17 protein-coding genes are annotated in these 14,623 nt (G+C 58.2%); 6 read left to right on the top strand and 11 right to left on the bottom strand.

Going from position 1 to position 14,623, the window contains the following annotated elements; genetic code table 11:
• The first annotated feature begins 84 nt into the window (after positions 1 to 84).
• Positions 85 to 792, top strand: a complete 708-nt coding sequence (locus J2S31_RS04340; RefSeq protein ID WP_237097838.1) for a cytidylate kinase-like family protein — start codon at positions 85 to 87, stop codon at positions 790 to 792.
• 81 nt (positions 793 to 873) lie between these two features.
• On the top strand, positions 874 to 2,196 hold the full coding sequence (locus tag J2S31_RS04335; RefSeq protein WP_237097837.1) for an MFS transporter: 1,323 nt from the start codon (positions 874 to 876) through the stop codon (positions 2,194 to 2,196).
• Positions 2,197 to 2,205: 9 nt separating this feature from the next.
• Here J2S31_RS04335 and J2S31_RS04330 read toward each other — a convergent pair whose 3' ends face one another.
• Both J2S31_RS04330 and def read right to left on the bottom strand, forming a co-directional pair.
• Positions 2,206 to 2,562: a hypothetical protein gene (locus J2S31_RS04330; protein WP_237097836.1), complete on the bottom strand. Its 357-nt coding sequence runs from the start codon at positions 2,560 to 2,562 to the stop codon at positions 2,206 to 2,208.
• Positions 2,559 to 3,134, bottom strand: a complete 576-nt coding sequence (gene def / locus J2S31_RS04325) for a peptide deformylase (protein ID WP_237097835.1) — start codon at positions 3,132 to 3,134, stop codon at positions 2,559 to 2,561. The genes J2S31_RS04330 and def overlap by 4 nt, the downstream gene beginning before the upstream one ends.
• A 312-nt stretch (positions 3,135 to 3,446) precedes the next feature.
• Between def and J2S31_RS04320 the strand changes: the two genes are divergently transcribed.
• Positions 3,447 to 3,725, top strand: coding sequence for an HU family DNA-binding protein (locus J2S31_RS04320; RefSeq protein ID WP_005005830.1), 279 nt, complete (start codon positions 3,447 to 3,449; stop codon positions 3,723 to 3,725).
• A 159-nt stretch (positions 3,726 to 3,884) separates the two neighbouring features.
• On the opposite strand, the gene J2S31_RS04315 is transcribed toward J2S31_RS04320, so the two are convergent.
• Positions 3,885 to 4,343, bottom strand: a complete 459-nt coding sequence (locus tag J2S31_RS04315; protein ID WP_237097834.1) for a hypothetical protein — start codon at positions 4,341 to 4,343, stop codon at positions 3,885 to 3,887.
• A gap of 73 nt (positions 4,344 to 4,416) precedes the next feature.
• Positions 4,417 to 4,998: a lytic transglycosylase domain-containing protein gene (locus J2S31_RS04310; protein ID WP_237097833.1), complete on the bottom strand. Its 582-nt coding sequence runs from the start codon at positions 4,996 to 4,998 to the stop codon at positions 4,417 to 4,419.
• Positions 4,999 to 5,366: 368 nt separating this feature from the next.
• On the opposite strand from J2S31_RS04310, the gene J2S31_RS04305 reads away from it, so the two are divergent.
• Entirely contained in the window at positions 5,367 to 8,492 is a 3,126-nt protein-coding gene (locus J2S31_RS04305) for a zinc-ribbon domain-containing protein (protein ID WP_237097832.1), read from the top strand.
• On the opposite strand, the gene obgE is transcribed toward J2S31_RS04305, so the two are convergent.
• The 3 genes from obgE to rplU are packed head-to-tail and all read right to left on the bottom strand — an operon-like array spanning position 8,493 to position 10,171.
• A complete protein-coding gene (obgE, locus tag J2S31_RS04300) occupies positions 8,493 to 9,554 on the bottom strand; it encodes a GTPase ObgE (protein ID WP_237097831.1) in 1,062 nt (353 codons plus the stop codon).
• Between the two features lie 32 nt (positions 9,555 to 9,586).
• On the bottom strand, positions 9,587 to 9,844 hold the full coding sequence (gene rpmA / locus J2S31_RS04295; RefSeq protein WP_237097830.1) for a 50S ribosomal protein L27: 258 nt from the start codon (positions 9,842 to 9,844) through the stop codon (positions 9,587 to 9,589).
• Positions 9,845 to 9,859: 15 nt separating this feature from the next.
• The gene (rplU, locus tag J2S31_RS04290; RefSeq protein WP_237097829.1) at positions 9,860 to 10,171 is read right to left on the bottom strand and encodes a 50S ribosomal protein L21; all 312 of its coding nucleotides are present in this window, start codon (positions 10,169 to 10,171) and stop codon (positions 9,860 to 9,862) included.
• A gap of 225 nt (positions 10,172 to 10,396) precedes the next feature.
• On the opposite strand from rplU, the gene J2S31_RS04285 reads away from it, so the two are divergent.
• Together J2S31_RS04285 and J2S31_RS04280 are read left to right on the top strand one after the other, a co-directional pair.
• Positions 10,397 to 10,972 (top strand): class I SAM-dependent methyltransferase, encoded by a 576-nt coding sequence (locus tag J2S31_RS04285; RefSeq protein ID WP_237097828.1) that lies wholly within the window; start codon positions 10,397 to 10,399, stop codon positions 10,970 to 10,972.
• A gap of 1 nt (position 10,973) precedes the next feature.
• Positions 10,974 to 11,834, top strand: coding sequence for an SHOCT domain-containing protein (locus J2S31_RS04280; protein WP_237097827.1), 861 nt, complete (start codon positions 10,974 to 10,976; stop codon positions 11,832 to 11,834).
• Positions 11,835 to 11,855: 21 nt separating this feature from the next.
• On the opposite strand, the gene J2S31_RS04275 is transcribed toward J2S31_RS04280, so the two are convergent.
• The 4 genes from J2S31_RS04275 to J2S31_RS04260 are packed head-to-tail and all read right to left on the bottom strand — an operon-like array spanning position 11,856 to position 14,484.
• Positions 11,856 to 12,488, bottom strand: a complete 633-nt coding sequence (locus tag J2S31_RS04275) for an O-methyltransferase (RefSeq protein ID WP_237097826.1) — start codon at positions 12,486 to 12,488, stop codon at positions 11,856 to 11,858.
• A gap of 14 nt (positions 12,489 to 12,502) precedes the next feature.
• On the bottom strand, positions 12,503 to 13,162 hold the full coding sequence (locus J2S31_RS04270) for a DNA-3-methyladenine glycosylase family protein (protein ID WP_237097825.1): 660 nt from the start codon (positions 13,160 to 13,162) through the stop codon (positions 12,503 to 12,505).
• Positions 13,162 to 13,962 carry a hypothetical protein gene (locus J2S31_RS04265; protein ID WP_237097824.1) on the bottom strand — a complete coding sequence of 267 codons (801 nt, stop codon included), beginning with the start codon at positions 13,960 to 13,962 and terminating at the stop codon, positions 13,162 to 13,164. The genes J2S31_RS04270 and J2S31_RS04265 overlap by 1 nt, the downstream gene beginning before the upstream one ends.
• A 3-nt stretch (positions 13,963 to 13,965) precedes the next feature.
• The gene (locus tag J2S31_RS04260; protein WP_237097823.1) at positions 13,966 to 14,484 is read right to left on the bottom strand and encodes a shikimate kinase; all 519 of its coding nucleotides are present in this window, start codon (positions 14,482 to 14,484) and stop codon (positions 13,966 to 13,968) included.
• Positions 14,485 to 14,623: the final 139 nt, after the last annotated feature.

The raw sequence follows: 14,623 nt of genomic DNA, 5'->3' as shown, positions 1-14,623 counted from the left end.
TAAGTTTGAGGAATGCCGGAGGATACCCTATATTATTGTTGGAATCAAAATCATCGGGCGCCCTTCACCATGGAGGAGGGAATCATGTCTGCCACCTTGCCGGAGTCCATAGCAGAAAAAATCATTGAGGACAAAATTCAGGAATGGGAAGCCAAAAAAACCGGCCGGGCGCGCACGGCAATGGCCATCGGAGCTTTCCCCTTCATTGCCATTTCACGGGACTACGGATGCCTGGAAGAAAAACTGATTCCCCTCTTCGAAAAAACGTTTCAGTGGAAGGTTTACGGGCGCAACCTGCTGGACCACATCGCCAGCCGCGACGCCCTGAGCCGCAGTTTCATCGAAACCCTCGACGAACACCATGCCAACCAACTGGACCAGTGGATCCATTACCTCATCTCTTCAGGGGCATTGCGTTCGGACGAATACATGGTGAAGCTGTCGAAACTGATGAAGGTGATCGTCACCCACGAAAGCGCGATCTTCATCGGCCGCGGCGCGCATTATATCCTCGCCGACAAACCGCACGGCGTGTTCGTGAAACTCACCGCGCCCTTCACCTACCGCGCGGCGCACATCGCCCGCCTGAAAAACCTTTCGCAATCCGAGGCGGAATCGCAGGTGCGGTGCATCGACCGCGAACGGCAGGAATTCATCCACCATCATTTCAAGCAGGACATCGAAGACGCGTCGCATTTCGACCTGTCGCTCAACACGCAGACGATCCCCGCGGAAAAGGTGTGCCAGCTGGTGGCGCGCGTGCTGGAGATCAAGACTTCCGCCGTGCTGTAATCCATCCGGAATCCCCCGGCCCGAACCCGTTGTGCGGGGTCCGCGCGTCCGCCCCTCTCATCCTTTTCTGAATCCGCGACCATGGCCACCGACCGCTCGGCCGGCTACGTCCGGTTGCTCAAATCCAACCGCCCGTTCCGCAACCTGTGGTACGCGCAGGTCGTCTCCGAGCTCGGCGACTGGCTGAACAGCATCGCCATCTTTGCGCTGGTGCTGAAAGTCGGCGGCACCGGCATGGCCATGGCCACGGTGATGATGGCCAAGCTCCTTCCGATTTTTTTCGTCAGCCCCATCGCCGGCGTGCTGATCGACCGCATGGACCGCCGCGCCATCATGATGGCTTCCGATGTGCTTCGCTTCGTCGTGGTGCTGGGCTTTCTTATGGTGGAAGACCAGAATGATCTGTGGCTGTTGTACTCGCTGGCGGTGGTGGAGATCGCACTGGCGGGTTTTTTTGAACCGGCGCGCAGTGCGGTGATCCCTTCCCTTTGCACGCGCCAGGAGTTGGTGACGGCAAATGCCCTGAGCGGCAGTACCTGGTCGGTGATGCTGGCCCTGGGCGCGGCGCTGGGCGGCGGGTTGGTCAGCCTGTTCGGCATCAAGACCGCATTCGTCATCGATGCCTTCACCTTCCTCGTGTCCGCGTTTTTCGTCTCGCGCATTCAGTTCCCGGCCAAAGCCGCCGCACGCACGCAGGAAGCAACCACGGGCGCCAAAAAAGAAAACGACTGGGTGGAGGGCATGAAGTACCTCGTGCGCCAACCGGTGGTCGGCGTGCTGGCGCTTTTGAAATCCGGGCTGGCGCTGGGCGGCGGGTTGATGACCCTCATCCCGCTCTATGCCAACAGCCTGTTCTCCACCGAAGCCGCCATCTCCATGGCCACGGGGTTGATGTACTCCGCGCGCGGGCTGGGTGCGGCGTTGGGACCCGTCCTCGTGAAACGCTTTTTCGGCGACTCCACCCGCGTCCTGCAAGTGTCTATTTTCTCCGCGTTCTTCATCAGCGGCGTCGGGTTTTATTTTCTGTCGCGATCGTTCACGCTGGGAACCGCCGCGATGAGCATCGGGCTGGTCACTTTCTTTGGTTCCATCATCTGGGTGTTCAGTTCCGCGCTCATCCACCTGGAAGCGGAGGACCGGTTTCTGGGCCGCGTGTTCAGCACGGAAATGGCCCTGCTGACATTGGTGATGGGTCTCAGCAACTGGTGGGTCGGGTATGCCATCGACCACCTTGGGTGGACCTTGAGCGAGGTGACAGTGAGTTTGGCTGCGGCGTTCGCCCTGCCGGGAACCTGCTGGGGACTGTTCCTTGCGGTGCGCCGCCAGGCCGAGAAAAAGAAAGCGGTGGATTCCGTCTGCCCGGTGGAGCCGAGCGATTCCAAACTGCCGCCGTCGAATTACTGAGGGGAACGATCAGGGGGGATTGATGACGAAGTGCTCGGCCAAGGATTTGCCGATGTCGAAATGGCTGGTGAACATGTGACTGTCATCACGCCCCTGCGCCCACTGGTATGCGTTCTCCACGTGGTCGTGCATGCCGAGCGCGTGCAGGACGCCGACGGAAACGTAACTGGAAGCCAGGTCGTCCGACTGCGAAAACGTGACCACCATGGACTTCATGTATTCCATCTGCTCCGTTTCCAGGCTGTGGAACTTGTTCACCAGGTTGACGAGATTGGCCTCGCCATAGGTGTTGCTGTAGCCGGAGCCGATGACCGGTTCCTGGTACAGGTGCAGGACTTCCTGCTCCAATGTGTCGTGCCAGCTCATATGGTTTCCTGCGGTTCGACGGCTTCTTCGGCGGGCTTCACCCAGTAGGTCATGAACTCTTTCTCGTAGGAAAGTTGGGTGAGGTCGTCCATGCGGTCGAGGAACACCTTGCCATTCAGGTGATCGATTTCGTGCTGAAGCACCACAGCGAGAAACCCTTCCGCATTCACCACCACCTTCTCACCCTGGCGGGTGTAAGCTTCCATGGTGCAGGCGGAGGGGCGCCTCACCAGTCCGCGCAGGTCTTTCACGCTCAGGCACCCTTCCCAGAACTCTTTTGTTTCCTCGCTGGTCCAGGTGATGATCGGGTTGACGTACACTTCCAGCGGAATTTCCGAGCCTTCAGGATAGCGCTCGTTGCCGTGGTACTCGACCACGATGATCCGCAGGGAACGCTGAACCTGCGGCGCAGCGATGCCCACACCGCCTTCATCGTGCATGGTGTCGATCATGTCGTCGATGAAGGTTTGCAGTTCGTTGTCCCCCGGCGCCGTCAGCACATTGAGATCCACCGGCTCGGCAACCCGGCGCAGGACCGGATGCCCCAGGTACGCGATGGGTAATACAGCCACTTCTGCTCTCCTAAACATTTTTCTTATAACATCGTCATTGTATCGCCGATGGAGAACGTGTCCAATCAAAAATGAAAACCGTTGCGATTATTTTCCCTGTCCGCGTCTTCAAAAATGTTTGCAATCACGCTCGCAAAAACACGCATACCCCGGATCGGCCTTAATTACCGGGAGGGAAAAGGGTATCGCTTCGGATTTTTTGTTTGACATTTAAACCCCATTTTTTATAATGAGCCCGCTTGATGTCCTACACCATACTCACCTTACAAGAAGGTCCTGTCTCAAAAAAATCTCGAAAGGAGGGATGATCCATTGACTAAAGATGAGCTCATCGCCAGCGTAACCAAAAACGTAAAAGATTCGAACCTCAGTAAACGATTGGCCGGAGATGTTGTCGACGCCACTTTCGATGTCATTGCCAAGGCGATCAAAAAAGACAAGCGTTTTGCTTACCCCGGATTTGGCACTTTTACCGTGAGGACTCGCAAAGCTCGCAAAGGACGAAACCCGCAGACCGGTGAAGAAATTAAAATCAAGGCTAGCAAGACCGTCGGTTTCAAGCCCGCACCGAACATGAAGAATTCCCTCTAATTCCAATCAGATCGAATTCACGGAAAAACCGCCCGCACGCCGGGCGGTTTTTTTGTGCCCGCAAGAACGCTGGGCGGAACCTTCCAGAAACCCCCTAAATACCTAAAAACAAACGGCTTGATGGATCGGGCGCGGCGCTTCGTGGAGGCCGTTCGGGACTCAGGGCATGGGCCCGTCTTCAGTCAGGGGCGTGGTTTTCTGTGATTCCAGAAACTCACGTTCGAAGATCTTGAATGCACCCTGGTTGGCGTCTTTCGGACGGCGTGTTTTTCGCAGAAAATCGTTCAGGTACCAGTGTCTTTCCAGGTAATGGCAGACCCGGCACTCGGTGGCGTAGCGGAACACCTTGCGGTTGTACGTCAGCGACATTTCCTCGACGTGAGTGGTCGAGTTGAAGTTGCGGTGCAGGTGACAGCTCATGCAGTATTCATTGATGATGCGGTTGTTCTCATAGGACTGGAACTCGCCGTCGAACGCCCGCTCGATCTGCATGGTGTAACACCCCGCACCGACCAGAACCGCCGCGGCCAGAAGTGCGCCCAGCCATTTCCTCCGGCGCAAAGCCAGCCGGGCCCTTTCCGCGGGCGGACCAAATGAATGTCTCGCGATTCGTTTCATGACGATTTCATTTTACTGAAAAAGACCGGTACATTGCCAACCGGATGGCGGTGTGATGAAAGGGCGGGAAGGATCAAGTGGTTTTCGACCGCAACTGGCCATACATGCGGATGACCTTGCGGGAATACGTTTTCGGTTTCTTGCCCTGGCGGAGATAGCGCGAAAGCCGCGACGGCCCATGGTTGTACGCCTCCAGCGCGAGGTCCAAGTCCTGAAACCGTTTTTGCAGTTTGTCGAGGTACATCGCACCGAGGGCGATGTTGGTCTCCGGATTGAAAAGGGAGAAATTGCCCTTCCACGCCATCTGCGCTTCCGTCGCCAGCGCCGAACCCGTGGCCGGGCGGATCTGCATCAGCCCCAACGCACCTTTGTGCGACTTCGCTTTCTGGTTGAACGAGCTTTCGGTGACGATCAGAGCCGTCAGCAGAAGGGGATCGTGCCCGTATTTCCGGCTCTCGCTGAAAATGCGGTTGGAGATGCTCCGCATGCCCTTCTTGTCGAGGCCGGAATTGTATTTGCGCATCACTTCATGAATCCGGTTTTTGATGCGCCGCTCCTGCCGGATGGCATCGAACCGGGCCTTCAGGTACAGGTCCCGGAACGTCCGTTTATCCAGCTTCATCAGGTACCGCGATTCCGCAGAAATCCCTTTCACGGCCCTTGATTTCTCAGGAAAAAAACCGAAAAGAGTTAACAGGAGAACCAACGACAGAAAACTGCCCTGTTTATGAAGTGCCTTCATGGAACGTGCGATTCAGAGTTACGGGTCTAGGTTGCGATACAAAATGTGCTGATTGAAAAATTGAGGTGAGAGCCCCGGTCCAGCGTGAGCCACAGCCGCACCTCATTTAATAGCCAACCGCCCCAGCCTCAGGAAAAACAAGGTGGCTGTGTCTGGCCAAGGATTATATATTTAATTAAAACCCTTGTCAAACGGGGACTTATGGGCTTTTTACCGATATCCATTGGCCGGTCATTTGGCTTTCCCTATAATAGAAATTAAACCTTATTTAATAAGTTCTTATGAAGATCGTATGTCCGAAATGCCGTGCTAATTATGAGGTCGCCCTGCCTCCCCTGGGCGAACAGGGCATTGAGCTGAAGTGTGCGGTCTGCCACCATCCGTTCCGTATCAAAAAGAAAGGGGCCAAAGCCCCGCCCCCTCCCCTCACCGCTTCCCAAACCGCAAGGGAAGATGTATCTTCCGGCTTCGACAGCACCGCCGGCCCACCTGTTGTATCTTCAACCATGGAGCCGTCCGTGAGGGAGGAACCGGACGCAGATACACTCGGCCTGGGCAAGGAGCCTGTCGATCCCGACCTGCCGGAGGAAGTGACCGCGCCCATTGGCGACCTGGAAGGCTTTCCGGATTCCAAGGACTGGGATGAGGTGGCCGATTCAGCCAAAGCGCTGGAGGATGAAGAACTCGCGGAAGCCGCCCAGCACGCGGAAGCACTTGCCCGGAGCGGGGAGTCCGCAACCGAAACTTCGGAGAGCACCGGAGACGCTGAAACCCCGGCGGAACCCGCTGACACGGTCGCCGAAGAACCCGCCGGCCTGGTCGATCCGGAAATCTGGCTGGACGCATTCACCGATGAACCGCAACCCGAACCCGCGCGGGAAGAAGAGGCCGACGCCCCGTTCGAGGACCCGGAGTTGTGGGCCGAGGCATTCGCGGACGAAGCGGCGCAACCCGCCGCGCTCCCACCGGAAGCGAAAGACGAAGTGCAGGAACCGGACACCGAAGAAGAGGTCCCGGGCACCGATGCCTGGGCGGAGATGTTTGCTGAAATGGCGCCGGAGGATGACCAATGGGAGAAAACCGCCGCCGAAAGTGAGGTGGAACCCACCGCTTCCGGATCGAAACAAGCGGGAACAGAAGACACCGTCGCACAGGAGCCTTCCCCCCCGGAAGAGATTCCGCCGGGTGAGCCCGAAGAGGTTCCACCGGAGTCGGAGCCTGTTCCCTCTCCACCTCCTCAGGAAATCCCGCCCGGCAGCCCGGAAGAAGTCCCGCCCGAGCCGGAAGGGAGGACCCGGCAATCTCCCAAGTCATGGGAGGACCTGGAATCCGAACTGAATGTTCTTGAAGAGCAAAGAAAGAAACTGAAAAACAAAAACGCCGATCAAAAACTGAAACAACTCGAAGAGCAACGCCTCATGCTGGAGCTCGAACGGCAGAAGCTGCAGGGTGAAGTCTATGCGCAGGAGGAATCGGAACCGGCCTCGAATGAGGAATCTCTGGCTTCGCAGGAACCCGAGCAGGAACTCGAACCGGAAACGGCGACCGCGGCGAATTCCCGGCAACCGGAGTCCAAGCCCCAAGAGACGGCCACAGAGCCGCTCACCACGGTGGATGAGTGGGCATCCACCTCAGACGAGCCGGATGTCCCGGTGACCGCTGTGGACGACGATGTGGATGTGATCGGATTGGACGACGAATTCGCCGAGCAGGAAAAGGAAGTCATCGGTCTCGATGAAGAGTTTGCGCGCACCGAAGGAACGGCTTCTCCGGAATCCTTCGAAACGGCCGCGGAAACCCCCATCACCGAGCTGCATGAAGAGACCTCAACGTTCGCAGAAGAAAAGGCCGCGCCGGTGGAAAGCCAGAAAGCACCCATCCCCGCGGCGGGGCAGGAACCCCCGCCCTCTTCCGAGGAAGAGCCGCAACCCCGAACCACCTCGAAACCCCTGCACCCGGAGTTCACCGCGTTGGAAAACCTTGGGGGCGAATTTTTCTCCAGAGACCGCGCCACCGAGGAACCCATCACATCGGCCGGGGAATCCGCCATGTTCGACGATCTGGGCAAAATGGATGTGGACGACTGGTCCGCCGAATCTCCGGCAATCCATGACTATTCTTCCGTCGCCGCAAATGAGGAGCCGGACGATTTCACGGCCGCATTTTTCGGTCAAGCCGGAGAACCGGACATGGAAACACTGGGGAAACAGGAAGAGAAAACCGAATCCCGTGCAGACACTCCCTCGAGTTTCAACTGGACTGAGTCGCTGGACGACTCCGAAGAAGAAAGCCTGACCAATGAAGAACAGTGGGAACGGGAGTTTCCCGACCTGGAGGACGAAGAAGAAGAGGAAGATGCCCCGGCTACCGCAACCGCAGACGACCCGTTCTCGGAGGTCACGGAATTCTCCGAAGAGGAGGACGCGGACGCGTACGATGACGAGGACGCCCAGCCCATCGTTATCGGCAGGGAATACGATGACGACGCCGCGTACGACGACGAAGGGTTTGAAGGCCTCGATGAGTCGGCCTACGAGGACGACAACGACGATGACAACTACGACCTGGCCTTCCAGGAGAAAAAAGGCGGACTCTTCTCCATGCCACGGGGGCGTAAGAGCGGCGTGATCATTGCTTCGGTCATTGTGGGCCTTCTGCTTCTCGGCGGAACGGGGTATTTCCTCATGCAGACCTTCACGCCGAGCGAGTTGACCGATTCCATGGTGGCCAACGGCAAAATTCCGGAAGACCTCGTCCCGCACAAAGACGAGGGCGCTCAGACCCCGCTCGACACCCATCCCGAGATGCAGGACCTGTTGACGGAATCGGAGGAGGAAAAGAAACTCGACATTGACCAATTGATGGGGAACACAAAGGTTCCTCAACCGAAGCCGGAACCGGAAACTGAAACGACGGTGGTGAAAGAACCCGAACCCAAACCGGGCAACCAACTGGAGGAAGCGGCGCAACTGCTGGAGCCGTCCGAAGACAATGAGCTGTTGAAGGAACTGGAGCAATCCGAGATCCTGAAGGAATCCCAGCAGGAAATCGAACAGGCGGTGCAGAAGGAGGAGAAACTCGCTCGGTTCATCGATCCCAACGCCACCATCGTGACGTTCAACACCATTCTGCCCGTGGCCTACAACACCACCGACATCCGGGTTCTGAGCTTCCGCCTGGAAATCGAAATGGACACGCCGGACAGCGCTGAGGTCATTCGGAAAGCATTGCCGGTTTACGAGAACATGATGGTCTCGACGGTGGAACGGTTCTTCCAGCAGAGGTTTTACACGGACGTGGTGTATGCCAAGGAAAAACTGCGCGACAAACTGCGCGACGCGTTCAACAAGAGCATCGAAAACGGCAAAATCCGCAAGGCCAACTTCACCGACTTCGCCATCCAGTAATCAGTCCTCTTCCACCCACTCTTCCCTGTCCGTACGTTCGCCGGGCGCGATGTCCGGGGGCGGCACCTGCTCCTGCAACAACTGGTAGGTCTGGTGAATGAGGTCCGAAATACCCCGCCCCGTCACCGAAGACACGGCGAGCAGTCGCAGGTTGATGGCCTTCAGGCGGTCGCGGTAGCGTTCGAACTTTTCTTCCGCCTCCGGGTGGTCGATCTTGCTCGCCACCAGGATCTGCGGCTTCTGGTACAAATCCTCACTGAACGCCTTCAACTCTTTCTGGATGACTTCATAGTCTTCGATGGGATCACGATCCGACAGGACGGAGAAGTCCAGCAGGTGCAGGATGACGCGGGTGCGCTCGGTGTGCTTGAGAAAGCGGGTGCCGAGTCCCTTGCCCTCGTGTGCGCCCTCGATGAGGCCGGGGATGTCCGCCGCGACGAACGACTGGTATTCGTCCACCCGCACCAGCCCCAGGTTGGGCGTGAGCGTGGTGAACGGATAGTCGGCGATCTTCGGCCGCGCGTTGGAGATTTTGGAGATGAGCGTGGACTTGCCGGCGTTGGGGAACCCGATGATGCCGACATCGGCGAGTAGTTTCAGCTCCACCAACAGCACGCGCGAGTCACCGGGCTTTCCGGAATCAGCACGGCGTGGTGCGCGGTTGGTGGACGATTTGTAATGATCGTTGCCGAACCCGCCGCGTCCGCCCTTGGCCGCAACGTATTCCTGAAACTCTCCGGTCAGGTCCGCCAGCACCTCGCCGGTTTCGTAGTCCTTGACCACGGTGCCAAGCGGCACGCGGATGATGCAGGTCTCACCGCTTTTTCCGGTTCTGAGGTTGCCGCTTCCGGGGCGGCCGTTTTCGGCGCGGTAGAGTTGCTGGTAGCGCAGGTCGAGAAGCGTGGTGAGGTTGGAGACGGCCTGCAGGATCACATCGCCGCCGCGGCCGCCATCGCCGCCGTCAGGTCCGCCCTTGGGGATGAACTTCTCTCGGCGGAAACTGCAACAACCGTCGCCGCCATTGCCCGCGCGGACGGTGATCTTGACCTGATCGACAAACATGTATGGAAACGCATCCCCTTAAGGGGTGCGCCTCAGTTGGCGGGATAAATACTGACTTTTTTCTTGGTGCGGTTCATCCACTCGAACTTCACCACGCCGGGGGCTTTCGCAAACAGCGTGTAGTCGTTGCCCACACCCACGTTGGTGCCGGCATGAATGGTGGTTCCGCGCTGGCGCACGAGGATTTCGCCCGCTTTCACGGTCTGCCCGGCGAAACGCTTGACGCCCAGCCGCTTGCCAATGCTGTCGCGGCCGTTGGAAGTACTGCCCTGTCCTTTTTTGTGTGCCATGACGTCTCCTTCGACTTACTTGGAAATGCCGGTGATCTTGAGGCGGGTCACCAGTTGGCGGTGTCCATTTTTCCGGCGGTAGTTCTTCCGGCGCCGCTTCTTGAATACCAGAACTTTCTTGTCCTTGAACTGTTCCACGATCTCGGCCGTTACCGCACTGCCGGAGATCAGCGGATTACCGACCTGAATGTCCTCATCCGCACCAACCAGAAGAATCTGGTCCAGAGTGACCGTATCGCCGACGTTCCCTTCCAGCTTTTCCACCTGGATTACGTCGCCCTCGGCAACCTTATACTGCTTTCCGCCTGTTTTGAGTACCGCGTACATTCCAAATAACTCCAATGAACCTGTCTGACAGGGACCGGTTTGACTGGTGAGAGAGGCTTTCCTGCGAGCCTGAAACGAAAGAAAGAATATACCGAAAACCCCCCGTCAAGTCAACCCGGACCGAGGGCCTGTCAAAATTATTTTGATACGCCCCCAAAATGGCATACCATGCTGGTTTTCCGAGAAATCAGGGGGGGAGCCGCAGGAATCCCGATTCTGCACAATATGTCGGCAAAAGACAAGGAAAAATGGAACGCCAAGTACGAGGCCGCCGATTGCCTGGCCGGGCGCGATCCCTGCGAATGGCTGACGGAGCACGCCCCCCTTCTGACCGGCCACGGCCGGGCGCTGGACATCGCCATGGGTGAGGGCCGGAACGCCCTCTACCTCGCGGAACGGGGGTACCAGGTGACGGGGGTGGACATTTCCGAGGTCGCCATCGACCGGGTTCACCGCCTCGCCCGGGAAAAAAATTTAAGGGTGGAGGCGATTGCCGCCGATCTGGATGCATACGAGATCGAAAAAAACGCCTACGACGTGATCGTCTGCTTTTATTTTCTGGACCGCAGGCTGTTTCCGGCCATTCGCGACGGACTGAAAGCGGACGGGTTGTTGATCTACGAGACGTTCAATCAGGATTATCTGAAATACAGCCGGTTCAAGCCCGAATGGGTGCTTGCCCCGAATGAACTGCTGAAAACTTTCGGCGACTGGCTTGTGTTACATTACCGGGAAGTGGACGACCCGAAAGAGGAAAGGGCCTTCGCCTCGCTGGTGGCCCGCAAACCAAGACAGGAGTGACATGTCCCCCTTCACACACACGCAACCGAAACCGAACGGCTTCCCAGGCTGGACCGCTGTTCTGCTGACTGTCTGCCTGCTGGTCGCAGGCGGATGCCAGATCAAACACGAACCGGAGAGTTCCGGCCGGGTACTGGAAGCGGATAAGCTCACCCTCCGCTACATCAGCAAATTCCAGCTGGGAGAAGAGGTCGCCAAGATGGAACTTCAGCATCCCCTGGACATCAGCGAGGAAGCACTGGTCCAGCAGATGTGGTCGCTCAAGTACAAACCCAATTCCCTTTTGGGAGATACGGGACGCGTGTTCACGAAAGACGACGTCATGAACTCAAAGCGCCTGTTGACCAAGGCGCTCAACCGTGCGCAGATGGGCAACGTCATCGGCTTCACCATCGAGTCGGATGCAGGAGACACGGAGGGAGCGGTCTTCGCCAGTGACAATCACCTGTACTGGAAGTTTGAAAAAATCCAGGGCGTGGCGCACAACCTGACGCGCAACTTCAACGCCCGCTACGGCTCCTCGTGGCACCTGCTCCCGCAGGAAGGACAGAAACTGTTCGTCTCCGGAAAACTGTTTGGCTCCAAAACCTGGGAAAACTGGATCGTTGCCAACCTCGATCACGAGGGTCCGGTGAAAATCCGGCGGCTGAAACGCAAAACCGGCACCACCGTTCCCCAGAAGCAAACGCCGCAACAAACGGTTCCGGAAAACACCCAACCGCAGGCCACCGGCAACGAACCGCCGCTCAATCCCGAACTGGTGAAGAAGCTGGAATTTTTGAAGAGCCTGCACGACCGCAAGCTGATAGGCGAAGAGGAATACCTGCAAAAGCGGAAGGAACTGCTGGACAGTTATTTTTAATCCAGGTCCGGACCGCCGGCATCATTTCTTCCGCAGGCAGTACACCCCGTCGCGCACGGTCAGCATGACGCCCTCCACCCGGTCGTCGGCGTGCACCGCGCGGTTGAAGTCGTTGATGGCGTGGTCCGACTCATCCTGCGGATCCAGCACCCGGCCGCTCCACAACACGTTGTCCACCACGATCAGGCCCCCGCTCCGCACTTTCGGCAGAACCGCTTCGTAATAATTCAGGTAATTGGCCTTGTCGGCGTCGATGAACACCATGTCGAGCGGGCCTTCTACTTTTTCGATCGACTTCAACGCCTCCCCTTCGAGGAGGGTGATCTTGCTCCCGTGCTCACTGCGGTGGAAATATTTTTTCGCCACCTCGATGGCGGCTGGATCGATATCACAGGTGAACAGCCGCCCGTCTTCCGGCAGGCCCTCGGCCATGGACAGCGCGCTGTAGCCGCTGAACGTGCCGACTTCCAGCACGCGCTTCGCACCGAGAATCTGCACCAGCAGTTTCAGAAACCGCCCCTCCAGCCGTCCCGTCAGCATCACCGGCAGTTCCAGTTTCTCATGGGTTTCCTGCTTGAGCTGGGTCAGCAGGGGACCTTCGTCCTGCGTGTGGTTGAACGCGTAGCGTTCGATCTTGTCGTCAATGAAATCCATGGGGACTATAGCCTTCAGTAGTTGATGATGGTGCCGTCCAGCGTACGCCATGCGTACCAGGTGGCTACGGTCTCCAAAGGATGCCACGCCTCCGCCAGCGACCGCAACTGTTTTGCCTTTGGCAATTCCGGCAAATCGTAAATCGTCTTCACCGCCGCGCGCAGGCCCAGATCGTCCACCGGCAAGACGTCCATGCGGTTGAGAGAAAAAATGAGAAACATCTCCGCCGTCCAGCGGCCGATGCCGTGCACCGTGGTCAGGCGCTCGATGATGGCTTCGTTGTCGAGGTAGTTTAACTGATGCGGGCGGATGGTCTTGTCGATGAAGCGGGCGCTCAGGTCGTGCAGGTACGCCGCCTTCTGCCGGGACAGGCCGACGGCACGCAGGCCGTCGGCGGTCACCGCCGCGACACGCTCCGGCGTCGGCGGTTTGCCGTCGAACAACGCCAGAAACCGGGCAAAGATGACGTCCGCCACGCGCGTGGAGATTTGCTGGCCGACAATGGCTTTGCACAGCACCTGAAAATAATTGCGGTTGCGCTTGAGCCGCATGGGGCCGGTCTTGCGGATGACCGCCGCCATCACCGGGTCCTGCCTGTCGAAATGATGCAGGATGGAGCGCGACGCCGGGATGACGTGGTTGCGCGAGCGGGCCGATTTGGTGCGCGGCGGCATCAGTCCACCTGCAGGAACTTGAAGCTTTTCAGCTTCGGCGCTTTTTTCAGTTTCTGCGCGTAACCTTCGGTGAACCGGTTTTTGTACAGGTCGAGCGTCACCAGGTTCGGCAGGTGGTCGCTCTCGGCCAGCATGTCGATGGCGCTGTCGGTGAGGCCGTTGTGCGGCAGGGTGAGTTTCTCCACACTGTCGAGCACTTCCGATCCGCACAACGCCTGCAACCCCTCGTTGCCGATAGAGGCGCGGTCGAGATAAAGTTCTTTCAGACTGCGGAGCTTTGGAGAGGCGGCGAGCGCAGACGCACCCTCGGGGCCGAGCGACGTCGCCTTCAGGTACAGCGTGGTGAGGCCGGAGAGCGTGTCGGAGTTGCCGAGCGCCTCCATCGCCGCCGCGCCGATGTGGTTGTGATGCAGGTACAGCACACGCAGACGCGTGAGGTGGGGCGACTCCGCCAGCGCGGCCACTGCGGCATCGGTGAGCTTGTTGTCGGCGAGCGACAAGGTGTGCAGTTTCTTGAGCGCGGAGGTTTGCGCCAGAAGCGCCACGCCTTCGTCGCCGAAGCTGTTGGCATCCAGGTACATCATCTTCACCAGCTTGAGCCGGGCGTAGCCCATCAGGTCTTCCAGCTCGTCGTAAATGACATCCTTGTCATTGAGGTCGAGCTTGAAGGTCGGCTCCTCGCTGGTCTCGGCATTGGCGAACATGTCGCCCTCGTGCACCACCATCGACTCGCTTTTGTCGATGTCGGTGATGAGCGTCATGCTGTTGCGCACGAGGCTTTCAAACAGGGACCCTTCCATGCTTCAAATCCATCCGTAGTTGTAAATACGTTCGATGATCTGCTGAACCGTCTGTCCGGGGCGGGCGCGGCTGGTGTCGCACACCATGTCGGCGGCGGCGGAGTACAACGGCGCCCGTTCCTCATACACTTTTTTCTGCTCTTCCTCGAAGGACATGCCTTCTGTGAGGGGCGGACGGTCGCGGCCGCGTTGCAGGCGATCCAGGATCACCTCCAGCTCCGCATCCAGAAGGATCACCTTGCCGTTGCGTTTCAGGAATTCGACGTTGTCCGGGTTCAGCACCACACCGCCGCCACAGTCGATGATGCAGTTGTCGCGCACCGCCACCCGGGACACCATGTCCGCTTCCATCTCGCGGAAGCGCGGCCAACCGAACTTCTCCACGATTTCGGAAATGGGACAGCCCATTTCGTCCACGATCATGCGGTCGATGCTGTACAGCGGCCGCTTGAGGCGCTTCGACAGAATCTTGCCGACGACCGATTTGCCGGTGCCGCGGTAGCCCATCAACACAATGTTCATCGCCTGTCCCTCCGCCGGATTCCGCACAAGGCGGCCACGGTCACCATAAACAGCTTCAAATCAATAACTCCGATAACGCATGAAGGTTAGTGGATTTTCGAAGCCGTTGCAAACCAAAGACACCGGTCCGCAACGCGGC

Source organism: Nitrospina gracilis Nb-211, from assembly GCF_021845525.1.
In the GTDB taxonomy this organism is placed as follows: Bacteria; Nitrospinota; Nitrospinia; order Nitrospinales; family Nitrospinaceae; genus Nitrospina; species Nitrospina gracilis_A.
This window is presented reverse-complemented; position numbering and strand designations above follow the sequence as displayed.

What these genes read in the sequence shown, in the direction of transcription:
- J2S31_RS04335 (WP_237097837.1), top strand. Translation starts at nt 874, where the DNA reads ATGGCCACCGACCGCTCGGCCGGCTACGTCCGGTTGCTCAAATCCAAC.
- J2S31_RS04260 (WP_237097823.1), bottom strand. Translation starts at nt 14,484, where the DNA reads ATGAACATTGTGTTGATGGGCTACCGCGGCACCGGCAAATCGGTCGTC.
- J2S31_RS04330 (WP_237097836.1), bottom strand. Translation starts at nt 2,562, where the DNA reads ATGAGCTGGCACGACACATTGGAGCAGGAAGTCCTGCACCTGTACCAG.
- J2S31_RS04340 (WP_237097838.1), top strand. Translation starts at nt 85, where the DNA reads ATGTCTGCCACCTTGCCGGAGTCCATAGCAGAAAAAATCATTGAGGAC.
- J2S31_RS04270 (WP_237097825.1), bottom strand. Translation starts at nt 13,162, where the DNA reads ATGCCGCCGCGCACCAAATCGGCCCGCTCGCGCAACCACGTCATCCCG.
- J2S31_RS04280 (WP_237097827.1), top strand. Translation starts at nt 10,974, where the DNA reads ATGTCCCCCTTCACACACACGCAACCGAAACCGAACGGCTTCCCAGGC.
- rplU (WP_237097829.1), bottom strand. Translation starts at nt 10,171, where the DNA reads ATGTACGCGGTACTCAAAACAGGCGGAAAGCAGTATAAGGTTGCCGAG.
- J2S31_RS04305 (WP_237097832.1), top strand. Translation starts at nt 5,367, where the DNA reads ATGAAGATCGTATGTCCGAAATGCCGTGCTAATTATGAGGTCGCCCTG.
- J2S31_RS04285 (WP_237097828.1), top strand. Translation starts at nt 10,397, where the DNA reads ATGTCGGCAAAAGACAAGGAAAAATGGAACGCCAAGTACGAGGCCGCC.
- obgE (WP_237097831.1), bottom strand. Translation starts at nt 9,554, where the DNA reads ATGTTTGTCGATCAGGTCAAGATCACCGTCCGCGCGGGCAATGGCGGC.
- J2S31_RS04275 (WP_237097826.1), bottom strand. Translation starts at nt 12,488, where the DNA reads ATGGATTTCATTGACGACAAGATCGAACGCTACGCGTTCAACCACACG.
- J2S31_RS04265 (WP_237097824.1), bottom strand. Translation starts at nt 13,962, where the DNA reads ATGGAAGGGTCCCTGTTTGAAAGCCTCGTGCGCAACAGCATGACGCTC.
- J2S31_RS04315 (WP_237097834.1), bottom strand. Translation starts at nt 4,343, where the DNA reads ATGAAACGAATCGCGAGACATTCATTTGGTCCGCCCGCGGAAAGGGCC.
- rpmA (WP_237097830.1), bottom strand. Translation starts at nt 9,844, where the DNA reads ATGGCACACAAAAAAGGACAGGGCAGTACTTCCAACGGCCGCGACAGC.